The organism is Streptomyces lincolnensis (genome assembly GCF_021173675.1).
Taxonomy (GTDB): domain Bacteria; phylum Actinomycetota; class Actinomycetes; order Streptomycetales; family Streptomycetaceae; genus Streptomyces; species Streptomyces lincolnensis_B.
In genome coordinates this window covers 607792-621528 of record NZ_JAIHON010000001.1, presented here as the reverse complement: position 1 = coordinate 621528, position 13737 = coordinate 607792, and the positions used below count along the sequence as shown (strand labels likewise).

The following is a 13737-nucleotide window of genomic DNA, read 5'->3' as shown; positions in this document are numbered from 1 at the left end:
CTCACGTGAACGTCGCCGGCCCGCGCGGCGAGTCCACCGTGAAGGAGAACCCGACAGGCCCGGTGGTGAGGTCGAGCGTGGTCCCTACGGCGGTCAGCAACGGCCGGATCTCATCCGGCTCCGGAGCGCTCGCCGACAGCGCGAGCAGGGGAGTGGTGGGCAGGCCGGAGGCGGACGGATGGATCGTCGCCCCCCAGTCGATCAGGAACGGCACCAGCCCCGAGGGGTGCGCGGTCTCGCCGTCCGTCAGCCGCCACTCCAACAGCGTGCCGTCGGGCCTGCGGCGGCTCATCGCCCGTACGGCACCGGGGTCGTACCCCTGACTCCGGGCCGCCTCGACCGCCGCGTCCAGATCGGGCGGTGCGATCGCCCACGTCACCGTCCGCGGTCCGGTCAGCAGGTCCACGTCGAAGGGCCGCGGCCCTTTGTACGCCGCCTGCTCCGGATCCGGCCCGATGATCTCCAGATAACTCGCCCCGCCCAGCGCCACGAGCCGGTTCCGCGTCCCCAGCCCCACATGCACCCCACCCGGCGCCGGGGTCACCCCGGTACGCCGGGCGAAGTCCTCCACCGTCGCGGCGAGATCGGGGGTCGCGAGGACGAGATGATCCAGCAGCGCGGGGATGGCGTTCATCGGTGCAGCTTGAGGAACGCGGTCCAGGTGGCGGGGGTGACGGTGAGGTGGGGGGTGGTGGGGGTTTTGGAGTCGCGGATGTGGATGGTGGTGGGGTGGGCGGCGACCTCCAGGCACGCGCCGCCTTCCTCGCTGCTGTAGCTGGACTTGAACCATTCAAGCGCGGTGCCGCTCATTGTTCTCCCAGAAGACGGTCCAACAGGGCCCTCGTGTCTTCGGCGTTGAGGGCCTGCGTTCGCAGCATCGCATACTTCTGGTTGAGGATCGCCACCTCGTCCTGATCGGCGATCAGTTGGCTCCCACGCTGGGATTCGCTGTACCCGAGCCGCTGGTGGTCGGGGGTCTCCAGCAGGATGAACGGCCCCGAAAGTCCCGCGTGCGAGGTTCGGCCGAGTGGCAGGATCTGGAGCGCGAGGCCAGGCAGATCGGCGTACTCCCTCAGGTGCATCACTTGCTCGACGTACACCTCTCGTCCGCCGAGTTGGTCTCGCAACGCCGCCTCCCAGATGACGAAGCTCATCATTGGTGGCACCTTGCGGTGCAGAATCTCCCGGCGCTCGATACGAGCCGCCACCAGCTGCTCGACCGTGTCGTCGTCGTAGACCGGCACCTTGTTGTTGAAGACCGCCCGCGCATACGCCTCCGTCTGAAGCAACCCGGGGACGAGCAGACTCTCGTACCACGAGATCGCAATAGCCTCCCGCTCCCGATCCAGATACTCCTCCGCCCACAACGGAACGAGATCCACCTCGGGCATCCTGCTCAGTGCCGTCGCCAACGCCCCCTTGGTGTCGAGGAGTTCGTCCAGCTGCTCGGCGAGGTCCGGCTTCAAGGGCCGTCTGCCTTGCTCAATGGAGGCGATCTGCTGCTCGCCGACGACGAACCGCTCGCCCAGTGACCTCTGCGTGTATCCGGCGGCCTCGCGGAAGAGGGCGAGCAGCGCGCCCACCATCTTCATGGCGGAGGCGTTCCTCCGTGTCCGTGTCCGTGTCGTGGTGCCCATGCGGTGCAACTCCCCAGCCGCGCGCGTACGTTCACTGTCGTGGACCCGTACAAACAAGCTGTACGGGTGCGCACACTGTCACAGTGTGACCACGCAGGGTGACTCTCGTCCCGTGAACATCGAAACTCCACCCCCGTCCCCACGTGAGCGTTTCTACCGGCGCGAGCGGCAGTCGGTCCCGGCGGCCCGCGAGTTCACGCGCGGGGCGCTGGCCGACTGGGGCCTGGTCGAGCGGTCGTACGACATCGTGCTGTGCGTCAGCGAACTCGCCACGAACGCGTTGGTGCACGGCGTCCCGCCCGGCCGTGGCTTCCTGCTGCGCCTGCTGCCGTCGGCGTACGGCGGCGGGGTGCGCGTGGAGGTGCACGACAGCGGGCCCGGCGTACCGGCCGTACCCGTGTCGTGGGTCCCGGAGCAGCCGGGCGAGGGCGGGCGCGGGCTGCTGCTGGTGTCGGAGCTGGCGGACAAGTGGGGGGTGGGGGAGCGGAGTCCGGGGAAGGTCGTGTGGTGCGAGTTCGCCGACCGGAACATGCCAAGAGGGCTCTGTGTCTAGAGTGACGCTGGAGTGGACAACTCTCGTTGCCACCCTGCTGGGCGCCGCGATCGCGATGAGCACGTCACTCATGGTGGAGATCCGTAAGGTCCGTCGGGTCCGGTGCGCCGTGCTCTGGCCAACGGGATCTTCGCGCGCTGCTACCAGATACGGCACCAACTGGAGCTCTACGCTCCCGGCAGCGTGGTGGCTCCGGCGTTGACCTACTTCCGCCACGTCCGCGACTTCCGCGATGCGATGCGCGCCGACATCAACCCGCGTCACCCACAGCGACAGTGGCGAGGGCGACGCGGCCGTAGAGTCGGATGCCATGGACCCCGGACGACCGCGCCTCCTCCTCTACACCCGTACCGCCGACTACCGGCACGACTCCATCCCGGCCGCCGTCGCCGCCGTCCGCACGCTCGGCCCCTTCGAGGTGGACGCCAGCGAGGACCCGGCGGCCCTCGAAGCGCCCCTCGACGCGTATGCCGCCGTGGTCTTCCTCTCCACCAGCGGCGAGGTGCTCACGCCGGCCGGGCGCGAACGGCTGGCCGGGTACGTGGAGTCGGGCGGTGGCTTCGCCGGAGTGCACGCGGCGGCCTGCACGGAGTACGACTGGCCGTACTACGGCGAGCTGTTGGGCGCCCGCTTCGCCCGCCACCCGGAGTTCCAGCCCGGAAGGGTGGTCGTAGAGGACCACGACCATCCGGCCACCTCCCACCTGCCCGCCGTATGGGACTTCACCGACGAGTGGTACGACTTCCGCGCCAACCCCCGTGCCGCCGTACGGGTGTTGCTCTCCGCCGACGAGTCGTCGTACAGCGGCGGCGGCATGGGCCCCGACCACCCCCTGGCCTGGTGCCGCCCCCAGGGCGGGGGCCGCGTCTTCTACACCGCCCTCGGCCACGCAGCCGAGGCCTACACGGATCCGATGTTCCGCGCCCACCTCCTGGGCGGCCTCGACTGGGCGGCGGGGCTCGCCCGATCGCACCGCCCTAGCGCCGCCTCCATCGACGGACAGCGCCGAGGAGTTGGGCGAGCACCTTGAGCGCGGCGCTCCGGCGGGCCGGCTTCCGGGACCAGACGGCGGGCAGGACGACTCCCACGTAGAGCGCGGTGAAGACGAGGACCGCGAGCAGGACGGGGAGGTGAAACGGCGGGAAGGCCATGGGGCTTCCTTCGATGGTGGTGACGGCGAACCGCTGACGGAACGAGGTTCGCCGCACCGGACCGCGCTGCCGCAGGATTCCGAATCCCGCCGAACTCCCGGCGGAAGACGCAGGTCAGGTCGTACGCTTCGGGGCATTCCGGCGAACCGCGTCGAAGTCGAAGGAGTGGGGAGTTGGCCGCACCACCGGCGGGTCCCGTCGCGGACTTCTGCGCAGAGCTTCGGCGGCTCGTGCGCAAGTGCGGTGTGCCGCAGACGGAGATCGCCGCCGCGCTCGGCCTGAGCGAGAGCACGGTCTCGGGGCTGCTGGGCGGGCAACGGCGGACGGTGCCGGACTGGGACGTGGTCCGGCGGATCGTGAGCCTGTGCGCCCAGTCGCACGGTCCCGGGTCACCGCAGGGCATGCACCTGGACGAGTGGGTGTGGAAGGCGCGGCACGCGGAGCTGGAACGGACGGTCGAGACAGCGCTGGTCTCCGCGATCCATCGGGCGCGGGCGCCCCGACCCGTTCCCGTTCCTCCGACGGCGAGGCCGGTCGCCGGTGACTTGGCGGCCGTAGCGCTTCCCGAGGCCATGCACCTGCTGGCGGAACGCAGACCGGAGTTGACCCCTCGCATGGAGGCGCTGCTGGAGTCGCCGACCGCGGCGTCGGACTCCCTCCCGGTCCTCGACGACCTGCTCCAGGACTTTCCGCAACGGGTGCGGGCCACGCACGGGACCGACCGTGCCGCCCTCCTCCAGGCCGCGCGGGTGGTGCTGATCGCGAAGGCGGTGCTGAGGCACGGAGCCACCCACGAGGAAGCGCTCGACCTCATCCAGGACCTGACCGGCGACGCTCACTACGCCCACCTCTACGCGTGGGCCTCCGACGGCAGCGGCGACGCCTCGCCCTCTCTGTACGGTTTTCGGTACACCGTGACCGGCGAAGCGGCACGCAGGCTCAACCGCTACTACCAGGACGCCGCCGCACCGCTGGCCGCGTCCTGCCCCGAGTTCGCGTTGGCGGCCGGACTGCCCTGCGCCGCGCTGAGCGAACGACTGAATGATCCGACGAGGACCGGGCTGGCCGGACTCGGCGCCCTGCTGGCGGAGTTCGCGGGCCAGGGCGCGCGCCCCACCGCCGGTCGCGCCTTGCTCCGCGCCCCGATCGCCTCGCTCGACTCGCCCGGCCCCCGCCTGCCGCTGCTCGCGGACGGGTACATCAGCCCGCGCTTCCGGCTGGTCGGATCGGACGTGGCGCTCGGCGAGGCCATCGCCTCGGACAAGTGGTGGGAACAGCGGCCGTCGTACGACGGATTCGACCGGTTCCTCGCCGGTCACCTGCTCAGCCTCCCCGCCCTGCTGGCCCCGCTGCTGGTGCTCGGGCATCCGGGCGCGGGCAAGTCCCTGTTCACGAAGCTGCTGACGGCCCGGCTGCCCGCGCCGGAGTTCCGGCCCCTGCGCGTGGAGCTGCGGCACACGCCCGCGGAGGCGGACGTCCAGACCCAGCTGGAACACACCCTGAGGCTGGCCACCGGGCGACCGGTGAACTGGCCGGACTGGTCGGAGGAACAGCCCGGTGTGACCCCGGTCGTGCTGCTGGACGGATTCGACGAACTGCTCCAGGCGGGCGCCCAACGGCTCGACTCCGCACGGCAGTGGAGCTATCTGCGGGACGTCCAGCGGTTCCAGCAGCGCGAGGCCGACCTCGGTCGCCCCCTCGTCGTGATAGTGACAAGCCGGACCGTGGTGGCCGATCGCACGGACGTCCCCGAGGGTACCCAGGTGCTGCGCCTGGAGCCGTTCGGGGCATCCGAGATCGCCCGCTGGCTGACCATCTGGAACACCACGAACGCCGCTTACCTGGAACAGCACGGCCTGCGTCCGCTGTCCCCGGCCGACCTACGGCCCCACCGGGACCTGGCCTCCCAGCCTCTCCTGCTCCTGATGCTCGCCCTGTACGACGCCGTCGACAACGCGCTCCAGCGACTCGGCGACGACGAGAGCATCAGCCGTACGCAGCTCTACGACCGGCTGCTCACCGAGTTCGTCCGACGCCAGGTGGACAAGGACGGCTCGCTGCCCCCGCACGAGCAGGCCGCCGCGATCGACCGGGAGTTCCACCGCCTGTCGGTGATCGCCCTCGGCATGTTCCATCGGGGCGCGCAGGCCATCAGCGGCGAGGAGGCGGACCGCGACCTGCGGGCCCTGGCGGATCCGGCGGCGCACGGGGAGCAGGCCGGCTCTGGCTCTGGGCTGGTCTTCGGCCGGTTCTTCTTCGTCCACGAGGCCCAGGCCGTGGTCACCGAACAACGTCTGCGCAGCTACGAGTTCATGCACGCGACGTTCGGCGAGCACCTGGCGGCACGGTTGATCGACCAGGCCCTGCGGCGGCTGGCCGGCCGTGCGGTGGCGGAGAGCGGGGCGGACCGGGACGACGGCGAGCTGTACACGCTGCTGTCCTTCACTCCGCTCACCGACCGCGCCCAACTCGTGGAGAACCTCTGGGGCATGCTCGCAGCCTGGCCGGAGGACCGGTCCCGGCACCGGCTCCAGGAACTGCTCGTCGAGCTGTTCCGGGCGGCCGAGTGGAACTCCGGACAGCGCGGCGGCCCCGAACACGCGCCGGTCCGTGTGACCAGGGCCTACCGGGACGCCGTGTACGAGGTCAACCTGCTGCTGATCGCGGTCGTGGCGGCGGGGGAGGTGCACGCCTCGGAGTTCCTCGGGGCCGAGGGGCTGGGCGACGCCTGGCGGCGGCGCACGATGATGTGGCGGTCCCAGCTGTCCGAGGAGTCGTGGAAACTCCTCTCCTCCACACTCGACCCCGATCGCTGCTGGCGGCCGAACCCGGACGACGCCACCGAACTGCGACCGGACATGAGGCTCAGCACGACCCCGACGCTGTCCCTCGACCACCACCTCGGCTGGATGCTCGGCACGGCCGACGATCCGGATGCCCACGACGTCGGGCCGGCGGTCATCTCCTCGTCGGACGCGGCGGCGGAGGTGTTCACCCAGCTGACGTTCCTCGGTGATCGCCATGCCGAACTTCTGCTGCACGCGGTCTATCCGCTGCTCCGCCGGATGCCCCACACGCTGCTGATGTACCGAACCGACCATGCCGGGCATCCGCGTTCGGCGGCACAGTCGCTCATCGCCCTGCTCATGGGACAGGCGCGCGACCTGACGGCGACGGCGCTGCCCGGGCTCTACGTCCAGTGTGTGGGCTCCGTCCCGCTGTTGCCGTCCGGCGAGGCCGACATCTACCTGGAAGCCGTGTGCCGCCGGTTGGTCGAGGATGTCCCCCTGCTGTCGGACGAGGACCTGCTGGGCGTCCTGCGTGAGCTGAGTGAGTGCGTCGCCGAGCTCGGTACCGGTCTCACGGGCGGGCTCCAGGAGGCGCTTCTGGACTGCGTGTACGCCGCCGTGGGGCGGGTCGACCGTGACGTGACCCTCACCCTCGCCGACCTCCAGAAGGACGTGGGACTGCGCGACATCCCCGGCGACCGGAACACCTCGCTGCGCGCTCTGCTGCACCTGGTCAAGGACGGGCGTTCCAGCAGCACCTGGAGATGGTCCGCGCTGGCCGGCGGTGGCGCAGATGAGGAGATCGACGACCTCCTCGCCGACCTCGACCTGCCGTTCCTCGCCACCCGTCACCCCGCCGCCGTCATCGGCCTCCTGCGCATCGCGGCCGAACTGGATCTGACCGACTGGCTCGCCGCCCGTGCCCCGGAACTCCTCGCCGCGCTCCCCGCCCCCGCCTTCGGCCTCCTGCGCCCCTCCGACCTCGGATATCTGCGCCCCGCACTCCGACCGGGCGCCTACGAGGCCGAGTTCGCCGACGTGGAGAGGATCTGGGGCCGAAAGAATCAGACCTTGCCGGCCTCCCGCGCCACACGCTCCAGCTGACCTCGGTACTCCTCCCACGAGATCTCGTCCCCGGGCGGCAGGCTGTCCTTGCCCCGCAGGTGCCCGGCGGCGCCGTCGATGAGCTCGCGCACGATGTCGGCCTGGCCGGCGTGCCGCTGGGTGTCGGTGATCACGCGGACGATGATGTGGTGGAGCGTCACCTCCCGCCGCTCCTCCGGCCACCACGGGACGTGCCCGAGGGCCTCCAGGTCCAGCTGCGCGATCGTGGCGTCCGAGTGCTCCCAGGCCCGCCGGTACAGCCCGACGATGTCCTCGCGCGACTCGTCCGCCGTGGCCCACATGTCCGCGTTGGGCTCCGAGTCCTGCGTGTACCACCAGGACGGCACCTCGCCCTCGAAGAACGGCCGCCCGAAGGTGTCGCCGAGGTACCCCAGCTCCACACCGGCGACGTGCTTCACCAGCCCCAGCAGGTTCGTCCCGGTGGGAGTCAGGGGACGGCGCACGTCGTACTCCGAGAGTCCGTCGAGCTTCCACACCAGCGCGTCCCGACCGTCCTGGAGATACCGCAGGAGGTCGGCTTTCGGATTGGGTTCGGTCATGCGGGGCAGTGTTCCACCCGGCACTGACAATGCGGCCCGCTCTGGCCCTCCCCTCCGTTCTGCTTCTCTCCTCCGCTCTACTCCTCGTCCGGCATGCGGATGTTGGCGTACTTGGGGTTCGGCTCTTCGTGTATCGCTCCGGCCAGGGCCGCCCCGCGGATCTCTCCCGGGCAGCCCCCGGGCGGGTGGCCGTCGGCGTTGCGGACCTTGTAGAAGACGCAGACGAGCCGGAGGTCGTCCGGCTTCCGGGGATCGCCGCGGTGGGGGATCATCCGGCCGCCGCAGACCGGGCAGGCGGCCAGGGCGCGTACGCGCACCCTCGGTTCGGTGAAGGCGTGGGGGAGGAGGCGTTCGGTGATGGCCTGGCGGGGGAGGGAGAGGCCGTAGTGGTCGCCCATGGCCCGGTACACGTCCGACATCCGCACCTCGCCGGTGCCGAGGGCCAGGCGGCGGGTGAGGGGGTGGTCCGTGTGGTCGGTGCGGTACTCCCAGAACATCCAGTCGGGTTCGCCGTCGACGGTGACGTTGATGACCGGCGGGTCCATCGTGCTGTCCGACACGCGTACGACGGTGTGCGCCGACCACAGGTCCCTGCCGGGGGCGAGCCGGTACCCGTGGTCGCTCGCCGTCGGTGACTCGATCGCGAAGGCCCAGCCGTCGACCGTCCGCCCCAGCATCGCCAGCTCGGGCAGGTCCCACGGCCCGGGAGACAGTTCCAGCATCTCCCGTGCCGTCTCCGCACTCATGAGGCCGCCCGGCTCCGCGCCCAGGCGGACGGCCAGGTCGACATGGCTGATGCCCTTGACCATCGTGAGGCAGAAGCCGTCGAAGCCACGCCCCATCTCCTCGTCCAGCCACTCGAAGCCGTCGCTCGTGATCCGCATGATCGGGACCCTAGTGGCCGGGTCCGACAGTGGGGGTGTCGCCCGAGGCCTGGCATGATCACGCCGTGACCGAAGATCTTCGACGCCCCGCCGGCGCCGCTGCCACCGCCCCCGCCGCATACGTCCTCTTCGACGTCGACGGCACCCTGATCGACGCCGTGGACAACCAGCGCCGTGTCTGGGCGACCTGGGCGGAGCGGTACGGCCTGGACGCGGCCGAGGTCTACCGCGTGGCGTTGCGGACACGGCCGCTGGAGACCTTCGCGACCGTGGCCCCGCGACGGGACCCCCAGGAATGCCTGGCCGCGCTGCACGCCCTGGAGGACGAGGACGTACGGTCCGGCGTGTACACGGCCTTCGACGGCGCCTCCGAACTGCTGCGGGCCCTGCCGGCCGGGTCCTGGGCCCTGGTGACCTCGAACTACGAACACCGGGTGCGCGGCCGGTTCGCCCGCACGGGCCTGCCCATGCCGGACGTCGTCGTGGACGCGGCCGCCGTGTCCGAGGGCAAGCCGTCCCCCGTGCCCTACCTGCTGGCCGCCGAGCGGCTCGGCGCCCGTCCGCAGGACTGCCTGGTCGTCGAGGACGCCCCGTCCGGCGTGGAGGCGGGGCTGCGGGCCGGCATGACGGTGTGGGGCGTGAACACCCCGGCGGCGGTGCCCGGCGTACACCGGCACTTCGGCAGTCTGCGCGACGCCCTCCCCGACATCCTTGCCCTGCGGACCGTCACTCCGCCCTCGGACGCAGGACCATGAGCGAACCTTCCACCGTCGCCACCATGGCGAAGGGGAACCGGTCGACCTCAAGACAGAGGGCGACGTCATCGGGGTGGGCGCCTTGCCGCACCCCCTCCGCCAACTCGGCGGCGGCGCGCGACTCGGCAGCGCGGCGGACGAAGTCGGTCGCGTCCGCGTCGGGCTCGGTGACCCTTCGAGCGATGTACTGAGCGCACGCCAGATCCTCGTCGGCCCTCCCGTCCTCGCCGGTGATCACGAACGTGACACTGTCGCTCGCGCGTTCCCGCAGGAGCCGAGCGGTCGCCTCCGCCACCACGAAACCCGCGCACAGCACCAACGACGCCTCCTTGACCGCGAGGGCACCGACCGTCCCCGCCGTGGTCTTCTGCACGACGGTCCGTCCGGTGAGGTCGACGGACCGCAGCAGGCCAGGGGAGTTGACGAGGTCGAACCCGGGAGCGGGCGGCCCGTCCTTGAGCGCCACCCAGTCCGGGTGGCGGGCCCTGAGCTCCAGGGCTTCGTCCAGCGACTCCGCGAGAACGATCTTCTCCGCCCCCTGGGCGAACGCCCACGCGGCCACGGTGAAAGCACGCATGACGTCGACCACGACCGCCACGGACGGGACGTCGACCAACTCGGCGGTGCCGAGGAAACGGGCATCCATCCCGATCATGATTCAGCATGCCCGACGCCGAGAGCCCGGGGAGTGACCGAGGTCACCGGTACCTCGTGACCGGAAGCCGGCGTATGCCGTGCTCACCCGCGGGTTTCGAGGAGTGCGCGTGCCTCGTCCCTCGCCCTGCCGATCGGGTCGGGGAAGATCCGGAGGCCGTGGGCGACGAGGGCGCCCTCGTGCAGGAGCATCAGGGTACGGGCGAGATCGGCGGCGGGGCGGCGGTCCGGGGGCAGGTCCCTCACCAGGTCGGTGAAGAGGGCCAGCATCCACTGCTTCTGGCCGGTGATGATGGCGTAGGCCGGGTGGGAGGGGTCGCTGATCTCGGCGTGGGCGTTGACCATGCTGCATCCCTTGGGGCTGGACTCGGTCATCCAGGCGCGGGAGGCGTCGAAGACCGTGTGGACGCGGTCGACGGGGTTCGGTGCCGCGCGCGCGAGTTCCTCCGTGACGTAGGCCCGCCAGCGGTCGTCGCGGTCGGCGAGGTACTCGACCACGATCTGCTCCTTCGAGCCGAACCGGTCGTAGAGCGTCTTCTTCGTGACCCCGGCCTCGGCGGCGATCAGGTCCACGCCGACCGCGTGGATGCCGCGCTCGTAGAACAGCCGTGACGCGGCGGCGAGGGCGCGGCGGGCGCCGGGGGTCATCGTGATGCGGGTGGGGCGGGGGTTCTGCCGTGGTTCGGTGCCCATGGCCCAAGACTATACCGATCTGTATAGTGGGGGGCATTCGGCAGGTATACAGATCTGTCTAGTCAGCGAGTCGTGCGTACTCGCCGACTCACCCACCCACCGACTCAGTGATGGGCGTGGTATCCCATGGGTTTCCTGCTCTCCGTCGCGTTCGTGCTGTGCTGGAGCTCCGGGTTCGTCGGGGCCAAGCTGGGCACGGAGACCGCGGACGCGCCGACCCTCCTGATGTGGCGGTTCCTGCCGCTCGCCGTCGTCCTGGTCCTGGCCGCCGTGGCCGCCGGGCGTCTCCGGTCCTCGTGGCGGGGGCTGACCAGGCGTGACGTGGGGCGCCAGGCCGTGATCGGGCTGCTCTCCCAGAGCGGCTACCTGTTCACCGTCTACTACGCGATCCAGCTCGGCGTCTCCAGCGGTACGACCGCGTTGATCGACGGCACCCAGCCCCTCGTCGCGGGCGCCCTCGCCGGTCCGCTGCTGCGCCAGTACGTCTCCGCCCGGCAGTGGCTCGGCCTCTGCCTCGGGCTCGGCGGCGTCGCCCTCGTCACCACGGCCGACGCCGGCGCGATGACCGGCGTCGCCTGGTGGACGTACCTCGTGCCCTTCGCGGGGATGCTCTCCCTGGTCGCCGCCACCTTCCTCGACCAGCGCTCCCGGACGTCCGTCGCGCCCCAGGTGTCCATGACCGTCCACTGCGTCACCAGCGCCGTCGTCTTCACGGCCGCCGCCCTCCTGACGGGGGCCGCCACGCCTCCCGCCGAGCCCTCCTTCTGGATCGCGACCGCCTGGCTGGTGATCCTCTCCACCTTCGGCGGCTACGGCCTCTACTGGCTCGTCCTCCGCCGCTCCGGCGTGACCCGGGTCAACACCCTCATGTTCCTGATGGCCCCGGTCACCGCCGTCTGGGGCGCCCTCATGTTCGGCGAACCCTTCACCACCCAGACGGGCGTGGGCCTCGCGGTCGCCCTTGCCGCGGTCGCCGTGGTGCACGGAGCGTCGAGGACGACTGCGGGTGACAGCACGGCACTCGACCCTCAGGGTGCCTCCACGGCCCACCGGCCCGCCGCGCGGGTGGCGTGCAAGGGATGACGGTCATGCCGTGACCCCGGCGCCGAGACGCGCCGGGCTCACTCCTCCCACCCGGCCGTCAGGGCGGACCGCTCCCGCCACAGCCGTACCCCCGAGCCGTTCGGCTCCCAACGGTGGCAGAACCGCCGGAACATCTCACACCGGGCGAGCATGGCGGCCCGCCGGACCGGCCAGGAGGGCACCTCTGAGCCGTAGGCCCGGAAGAAGTGACCGAGTGCCGTGCGCTGAGCGGGGTGGTGGGTCCGTACGATCCACTCGCACCAGGCGAGGTCCTCCACCGGGTCTCCGAGGTGGGCGAACTCCCAGTCGACGACCGCGGTGACGGCGTAAGTGGCGGGGTCGAACAGGACGTTGTGGGGGCCGAAGTCGCCGTGCACCAGAACCTTGCCCGCCTCGTCCGGGCCCACCGGCAGCACACTCGGCTCGATCCGGTGGATGCGGCGCAGCAACTCGCCGCAACTCTCCAGGACTTGCTCGGCCCGCCCCGCGGAGAGGAGTTCCTGCCCGGGCGTGCCCTCCACGAAGCCGACCGTCAGTGTGCCCGCGTCCGCCGCGCGCACCGGTGGCACGGGCAAGCGGCCCCGGAGCCGGGTGAGCAGCAGGTGTTCGCGGTGGAGTCGCAGCTCGGCGTCGGGGCCCTCGTAGGTCTTCCGCACGACAGTGCCGTCGCCCAGGGTGCGGTTGGTGTAGCCGTGTTTCAACGGGCGCATGCGCGATGGCTCACCCCCCGCCCACCCTCCCCGTACTCGCCCGCTCCACCAACCGCGTAGACAGTTCCGTCCGGGTGCTCTCCGGCCGTTCGCCGTCCATCATGCGGACCAGGAGTCGCAGGGCCGTGGCCGCCATTTCCGACAGGGGCTGGCGGACGGTGGTGAGGGACGGGGTGAGCCAGCGGGACTCGGGGAGGTCGTCGAAGCCGACGACGCTGATGTCGCCGGGGACGGAGAGGCCGCGTTCGGTGAGGGCCTCGTAGACGCCGAGGGCCATGTGGTCGGAGCAGACGAAGACGGCGGTGGGGGGCTCGGGGAGGTCGAGGAGTTCGAGCATGCGGAGGCGGGCGACGCTCTCGTCGAAGCCGGCGTGGTGGATGTACTCGGGGGTGTGTCTGAGCCCCGCGGCCGCGAGGGCCGAGCGGTAGCCGGCGACGCGCGCGCTGCTGCACATCTTGCGCTGGTGGCCCGCGATGACGGCGATGCGTTCGTGGCCGAGGGAGAGCAGGTGCTCGGTCGCGGTCACCCCGCCGTGCCAGTTCGCCGCGCCCACCGACACCACACCGGGCGGCGGTTCGAGCACCGGGTCGATCAGCACGTACGGGATGCGGTGCTGGTCGAGCCAGGCGTACTGGGAGTCCGTGAGTTCGGCCAGATTGAACAGCACCCCCGACGAACCGCGGGCGATGAGCTTGTCGAGCCAGCCGCGTTCCGGGCGCCCGCTGCGCGTCCGGTTCAGGCCGGCCGACACCACCACCTCCAGGCCCACGTCGTGCGCCGCGGCCTCCACGCCGTGCAGCACCGCGCCCGACCAGGAGGTGTCCAGCGAGTGCACCACCAGGTCGACCAGACCGGACGCCTTGGCCGCGTCGAAGCGCGGTCTGCGGACGTAACCGAGCCGGTCCAGCGCCTCCGTCACCCGTCGGCGGGTCTCCGGGGCCACGTCCTCCCGGCCGTTGACCACCTTGGAGGCGGTCGGCACGGACACCCCGGCCTCGCGGGCGACGACCGCCAGGGTCGGCCCGGCCGTCGCGCTCGCACTCCCCGTACGGCCCATAGGGAACCACCTCTCCGACCCGCCCGAGGGCCATGAAAAGTTTCGACCAGCGCTGAATAGTAAGCGCTTCCTACCCTAGGTAGGTCGCAAGTGGTCGGGAAGAGGCC

Annotated in this window: 15 protein-coding genes; 5 read left to right on the top strand and 10 right to left on the bottom strand. The window is 71.1% G+C overall.

Annotation, left to right across the window (positions count from 1 at the left end):
* Position 1: 1 nt before the first annotated feature.
* Genes K4B79_RS02685 through K4B79_RS02675 form a run of 3 tightly spaced genes read right to left on the bottom strand, consistent with a single transcriptional unit; the run spans position 2 to position 1637 of the window.
* On the bottom strand, positions 2-634 hold the full coding sequence (locus K4B79_RS02685) for a VOC family protein (RefSeq protein WP_232024535.1): 633 nt from the start codon (positions 632-634) through the stop codon (positions 2-4).
* Entirely contained in the window at positions 631-810 is a 180-nt protein-coding gene (locus tag K4B79_RS02680; RefSeq protein WP_232024533.1) for a DUF397 domain-containing protein, read from the bottom strand. The genes K4B79_RS02685 and K4B79_RS02680 overlap by 4 nt, the downstream gene beginning before the upstream one ends.
* Positions 807-1637, bottom strand: a complete 831-nt coding sequence (locus K4B79_RS02675; RefSeq protein WP_232024531.1) for a helix-turn-helix domain-containing protein — start codon at positions 1635-1637, stop codon at positions 807-809. The genes K4B79_RS02680 and K4B79_RS02675 overlap by 4 nt, the downstream gene beginning before the upstream one ends.
* A gap of 112 nt (positions 1638-1749) precedes the next feature.
* On the opposite strand from K4B79_RS02675, the gene K4B79_RS02670 reads away from it, so the two are divergent.
* Positions 1750-2190 (top strand): ATP-binding protein, encoded by a 441-nt coding sequence (locus K4B79_RS02670; RefSeq protein WP_232024530.1) that lies wholly within the window; start codon positions 1750-1752, stop codon positions 2188-2190.
* A gap of 310 nt (positions 2191-2500) precedes the next feature.
* Entirely contained in the window at positions 2501-3220 is a 720-nt protein-coding gene (locus K4B79_RS02665; protein ID WP_232024528.1) for a ThuA domain-containing protein, read from the top strand.
* Here K4B79_RS02665 and K4B79_RS02660 read toward each other — a convergent pair.
* A complete protein-coding gene (locus tag K4B79_RS02660; protein WP_232024527.1) occupies positions 3168-3341 on the bottom strand; it encodes a hypothetical protein in 174 nt (57 codons plus the stop codon). The genes K4B79_RS02665 and K4B79_RS02660 overlap by 53 nt on opposite strands.
* Positions 3342-3514: 173 nt before the next feature.
* Here K4B79_RS02660 and K4B79_RS02655 point away from each other — a divergent pair, with 173 nt between their 5' ends.
* Positions 3515-7234 carry an NACHT domain-containing protein gene (locus tag K4B79_RS02655; RefSeq protein ID WP_232024525.1) on the top strand — a complete coding sequence of 1240 codons (3720 nt, stop codon included), beginning with the start codon at positions 3515-3517 and terminating at the stop codon, positions 7232-7234.
* Here the strand turns inward: K4B79_RS02655 and K4B79_RS02650 are convergent.
* Positions 7195-7794, bottom strand: coding sequence for a DinB family protein (locus tag K4B79_RS02650; RefSeq protein WP_232024524.1), 600 nt, complete (start codon positions 7792-7794; stop codon positions 7195-7197). The two genes, K4B79_RS02655 and K4B79_RS02650, sit on opposite strands and share 40 nt — an antisense overlap.
* Positions 7795-7871: 77 nt before the next feature.
* On the bottom strand, positions 7872-8678 hold the full coding sequence (locus K4B79_RS02645; RefSeq protein ID WP_232024522.1) for a hypothetical protein: 807 nt from the start codon (positions 8676-8678) through the stop codon (positions 7872-7874).
* 65 nt (positions 8679-8743) lie between these two features.
* Between K4B79_RS02645 and K4B79_RS02640 the strand changes: the two genes are divergently transcribed.
* Entirely contained in the window at positions 8744-9433 is a 690-nt protein-coding gene (locus K4B79_RS02640; RefSeq protein ID WP_232024520.1) for an HAD family hydrolase, read from the top strand.
* Here K4B79_RS02640 and K4B79_RS02635 read toward each other — a convergent pair.
* Both K4B79_RS02635 and K4B79_RS02630 read right to left on the bottom strand, forming a co-directional pair.
* Positions 9405-10079, bottom strand: a complete 675-nt coding sequence (locus K4B79_RS02635) for a 2-phosphosulfolactate phosphatase (RefSeq protein WP_232024519.1) — start codon at positions 10077-10079, stop codon at positions 9405-9407. The two genes, K4B79_RS02640 and K4B79_RS02635, sit on opposite strands and share 29 nt — an antisense overlap.
* Positions 10080-10171: 92 nt before the next feature.
* Positions 10172-10735 carry a TetR/AcrR family transcriptional regulator gene (locus tag K4B79_RS02630; protein WP_232024749.1) on the bottom strand — a complete coding sequence of 188 codons (564 nt, stop codon included), beginning with the start codon at positions 10733-10735 and terminating at the stop codon, positions 10172-10174.
* 171 nt (positions 10736-10906) lie between these two features.
* Here K4B79_RS02630 and K4B79_RS02625 point away from each other — a divergent pair, with 171 nt between their 5' ends.
* A complete protein-coding gene (locus K4B79_RS02625; RefSeq protein ID WP_232024517.1) occupies positions 10907-11863 on the top strand; it encodes a DMT family transporter in 957 nt (318 codons plus the stop codon).
* 38 nt (positions 11864-11901) lie between these two features.
* Here the strand turns inward: K4B79_RS02625 and K4B79_RS02620 are convergent, their stop codons facing one another.
* Positions 11902-12573, bottom strand: a complete 672-nt coding sequence (locus K4B79_RS02620) for a phosphotransferase (RefSeq protein WP_232024515.1) — start codon at positions 12571-12573, stop codon at positions 11902-11904.
* A 10-nt stretch (positions 12574-12583) separates the two neighbouring features.
* Positions 12584-13630: a LacI family DNA-binding transcriptional regulator gene (locus K4B79_RS02615; protein WP_232024513.1), complete on the bottom strand. Its 1047-nt coding sequence runs from the start codon at positions 13628-13630 to the stop codon at positions 12584-12586.
* Between the last annotated feature and the right edge of the window lie 107 nt (positions 13631-13737).